The following is a 4,934-nucleotide window of genomic DNA, read 5'->3' on the forward strand; positions in this document are numbered from 1 at the left end:
TATATAGGTTGAAAATGTTTTGTTTGAATTCTTTGTCGTAACGAGTTGGCATGTAAAAATTCCTTCCTTTTGAGAGATGATTTATTCATTATACCCTCTCTTAAAAGTTGTCTCAGGAATCAGCTTACATCCATTCTTTCTAATGGATTGTGTGGTAACACCATTAAAGACCTTGATGGTTTTTTCTGTCCACTTAAATGTTCAACTTAAATTTTACAATCTGCCTTAACCATACAGGCCTTAGCAAGTCATGCTTTCATCCTGTTGTCCTTACTAACCACAAAATGTAACAAAACAGACAAAAAAACTGCAATTTACCAGGAAGAAATCCCATAAATTGCAGTTTTTCACTCTTTTAGGTTCCGTAGTGTAATATTGTCGTAATCAGCTTAGGAAAGCCTAATTTTTTAATTCCTGTTAAACATAGTAACCAATCGATCCCATCTGTTCTGGAAGGGTCGTCTTAAACTTATCGTTATTACCACCATCCAGGTAAGCGTAATCGCCATTAGGTAATTTCACAGCTAAACCAATTCCAATATTTTGAAGTGATGTACCGTTTTCGTATTTAGCAGACCACTTAGTAATATGAGTAGTTGGATCAGGAGCTACGCCGGTAGAAATGGCCCTTGTGGTGAACAAGTCAGGATACTTGGACTGTAACTCTGACAGATACTTACCACCATAAGTTTCCTGTCCGTTTCCACCACCGGTTGTGTATGCAAAGTAGATTTGATTAGCATATGTCTTACCATTGACGTAAATCTGCATTCCACGATCGTTAGTTCTGGTAACCGTTACTGCTTCTTGACCGGAAAAGCCAATCATCTGGTTCATAACAATATCTTCCTGAACCTTTAAGCCAGCGCTATGCAAAGTGGCAATCGCGTTTGCTAATTCTTCACCACTTCCATACTTGGTTGGATTAGCATTAGTCCCTAGGTTATAGCGATCAGTCATAGAATAACCTTCGTTATAGCGACTCATACCAAACGGTGTGTAAGCAGGGGCCATCCAGAAGTCAGTAATTCCCAGGTTGTTAAAGAGCTCAGCGTTTTGGGCAATAATATTATATGCATGATTCTCTGTACTTGTTGGTTCAGGTTGATACAAACTAAAGTCTTCATAGATCATATGAGAATCAAGTGCAGCATTAGATTCGAAGATCTTATTACTATCTGCTGAAACAGTGGCGGCATTAGTAGTAACATCCTGATTTCCAGAAACAACTGGGACCCACACACCAAGATATCCACTTACATAAGGATTGCTGTATCCCTTAACAGTAACCTTCAAAATACCATTATCATCAGTTGTTAAGGTCTCTGGATTTTCAGCACCATCAGCATTATATGTTAAACCATTATCCGTTGTGTCAAGCAAGTTACGATACTGCTCATTAGCATGGGCACGACCCATATTAATAGAAATTGTTTGCTCTGCCATTTGTGGATTGTTACCAACGATAACTGCCATTCCACTCGTTCGACTCAAACTATCAGTACCCTCACTATTAGCATTAGCAACGCCCTTACCATAACGAACGCTTGCAATTAAGTTATCGCTAAGCTTGGTCATTGTTTGTCCGCCGCTAACAAATTGTTTCCGTGCCTTCATTAACGTCGTAATTGCATCATAGTAGATCGACTTTTCCTGCATATATTGTGCAGTTTCGTTGTAAAGATCACCATAGTAAATCTGCGGTACAGTATCTTTATTTAGAAGAATTGCATATTGTGCTGGAACGTTATACTGAGCATACTGCTTATCGGTCTTCTTTTGATCAGCATAAAACTCTTGCCAAGCTTGGTTAGCATATTCTGCTTTATAAGCTATGCCAGGATGGTCTCTAATAATTAACCTATTAATCAAGTTCTTGCGTTGATCATGGTTAGTGACAAATGACCAGTTTGGAGTAGCTTCATTTTCCGTAACGTCATTTTGCCGGTTAACAATACTATTAGTAACCAAATGACTAATAGTATCACGATTGTTAGCACGTCCGAGGACATTCTCTAAAGTATAGAATTCTCTAGAATCCATGTACAATTGTGGATTACCCTTCTTGTTCAACATCTGGGCAGCACCTGAATGGTATCCTTCGTTATAGCTTAAGTGATTATTAGCATTTTGCGGGTTACCCTTCATATGGTACATATCATTCATTAATTGTCCCATCTGGTCGAGCACATCAGCATCAATATTATCAGCAGCATCAATCCGGAAACCGTCAAAATTACCATCCTGGTTATAACCCATCAGCTTACCATAATTTAACAAGAAGTATTCCCAGTTAAGGTTCTCAGCTTGTACCACCGGATTAGAGTTATCAATATCATTTCCAACCAATAACTCAGGACTGTTATCGCTATTATCATTACCAGTTTGGTTATTGATCGTACGGTTCATTAAGCGATACTTACTATCAGCGTCATTAACGAAGATTACTTGATCGTTATCTACAGTTCCGCTTTTATCAGGCTTATAATTTGGCATGCTCTGTAATGATAATTCAGATGAAGCCGATAGTTCAGGAACAGTAGCTGCAAAACCATTAATGTCATTTGCTAACTTACCCGTTCCCTTATTAGTAGCAATACTTTGTTCAATTACGTAACGAAGATTTTGTGCTGCCGTGTTAAGAACTGTTGCATCTGTGTCCTTATTAAGATTTGCTACCGATACCTTTGTTAATCCATAATTAGCATTCTCATAACCATGATTAACAAAATACTTAATGAATTGTGCCTGAACATCCTTATTTGGCCATGCATACATCAAGATTGGCCGCCAGTCACCAGCCCCGGTCTTGTACCATGTCTTACCATCTTGGCTTGTTCCAATTGGTCGGTACCAACCACTGTAGCTAAGGTAGCCATCAACATTGTTAATGGAGTTGGCATCCATCGAATAGGCCAAGTTCTCCCAAGTACCAGCGTCGAGGCTCTTAATAAGCTTGTTTGTCCGCATATCATAAATATTAAACTTGCCGTTTTCAATTGCCCCACGGATGGTGACCATTGCGTCACCATTGCTACCAAAGTAATACAACTGATTTCCCTGACTAGCATAACGATTACGATACTGAACATGATCTGTGCCATAATATTCTAGCTTGTTATTACCATAATGACGTAAGCCAGTTATTGCGTCACCGTTACCACCGAAGTAATAGAATTTATTACCTTCTTGATAATACCGGTTACGATATTGAACGTGGTCCGCGCCGTAATATTCTAACTTGTTATTATCATAGTGACGCAAGCCGGTAACTGCGTCACCATTGCTACCAAAGTAATACAGCTGATTTCCCTGACTAGCATAACGATTACGATACTGAACATGATCTGTGCCATAATATTCTAGCTTATTATTGCCGTAATGACGTAAGCCAGTTACTGCGTCACCATTGCTACCAAAGTAATACAACTGATTTCCCTGACTAGCATAACGATTACGATACTGAACATGATCTGTGCCATAATATTCTAGCTTGTTATTACCATAATGACGTAAGCCAGTTATTGCGTCACCGTTACCACCGAAGTAATAGAATTTATTACCTTCTTGATAATACCGGTTACGATATTGAACGTGGTCCGCGCCGTAATATTCTAACTTGTTATTATCATAGTGACGCAAGCCGGTAACTGCGTCACCATTGCTACCAAAGTAATACAGCTGATTTCCCTGACTAGCATAACGATTACGATACTGAACATGATCTGTGCCATAATATTCTAGCTTATTATTGCCGTAATGACGTAAGCCAGTTACTGCGTCACCATTGCTACCAAAGTAATACAACTGATTTCCCTGACTAGCATAACGATTACGATACTGAACATGATCTGTGCCATAATATTCTAGCTTGTTATTACTGTAGTGTCGTAGACCAGTGATAGGTTGTCCATCATTACCGTAATAATATAAATTGTTACCTTGCCATTGATACTGATTACGGGTCATTTGTTTCGATTGGATTTTGTAAGTTATAGGCTTGATTTTCATTGCAGCTGAACTAGTGGCCATTAGTCTTACTTGTGTAGCTGGCTTCGTGTTAGCTGTGGCTGCAGTTACCGTAGTTAAGTTAATGTCAGCTTTTTTGGTCGTGGTTGCTTGGCGATTTACTGCACTTGAAGCAACTGATGTGGCCTTGTTGGTATTCTCGGTACTTGCTGCTGATTTGACTGCTGTGTTACTTACTTGGCTAATAGAACCAGAGGCAGCACTAGTTGTGTGAGCTTTTGCCTCATGGCTTTTGTTATTACTGGAGCTTACTTTTTGGCCCGTTTGGTTGGCGGCACTCGAAACAGCCTCGGTAGTAGCGCTTGAGGTAGCAGTTACTGCTTGACTAGTGTTTGAGTTGGCAGTTTCGCTGTCCGCTTGACTGAGGATACTCGAAGCAGCCTTGGTGGTTGTACTTGAGGTAGCGGTTGCTGCTTGACTAGTATTTAAGCTGTTTGTTGCACTATTGGGTTGGTGAGCGATATTTGAAGTAGTCTTAGCGACCTTGTTAGCCGTAGTGGAAACTGTATCTGCTTGAGTAGAATCATTGCTTGTTTTTGAATCAGCACTGACGGTTGTCCGTGTGACTGTGGTTGCTGTTTTAGCTACAGTTACTGTATCAGCGTGCGCAATTTGATCGTTGATGATTGCGTTGCCAACAAATGAACAAAAAGTCACTCCGGCAACAAGCCACAGTTTACCTGACTTGTACAGTTTATAATGCACAGCCCTTTCGGAATTTAATGGGTTGTTTGTTCGTAAATTCATAATGATATTCCCCTGCTTTGTATAATTGATGAATTTTAACTTATATAGTAATTATAACACTCATAGCCGAATGAGAGAGAGTACGCGTGGTGCTAGTTTGTAATAATACAAAAAAATTAACAAAAAAGTCCAACACAGTTAGACTCATAAGTGACTAA

General features: G+C 39.5%; 1 protein-coding gene. It reads right to left on the reverse strand.

Going from position 1 to position 4,934, the window contains the following annotated elements:
* Positions 1-417 precede the first annotated feature (417 nt).
* Entirely contained in the window at positions 418-4,776 is a 4,359-nt protein-coding gene (locus tag EKM61_RS11265) for a glycoside hydrolase family 70 protein (protein ID WP_191983600.1), read from the reverse strand.
* Positions 4,777-4,934 lie beyond the last annotated feature (158 nt).

The sequence above is a fragment of the Loigolactobacillus backii genome (genome assembly GCF_003946275.1).
Classification (GTDB): Bacteria; Bacillota; Bacilli; order Lactobacillales; family Lactobacillaceae; genus Loigolactobacillus; species Loigolactobacillus backii.

Coding starts and splice junctions, on each gene's coding strand:
- EKM61_RS11265 (WP_191983600.1), bottom strand. CDS start 4,776: ATGAATTTACGAACAAACAACCCATTAAATTCCGAAAGGGCTGTGCAT.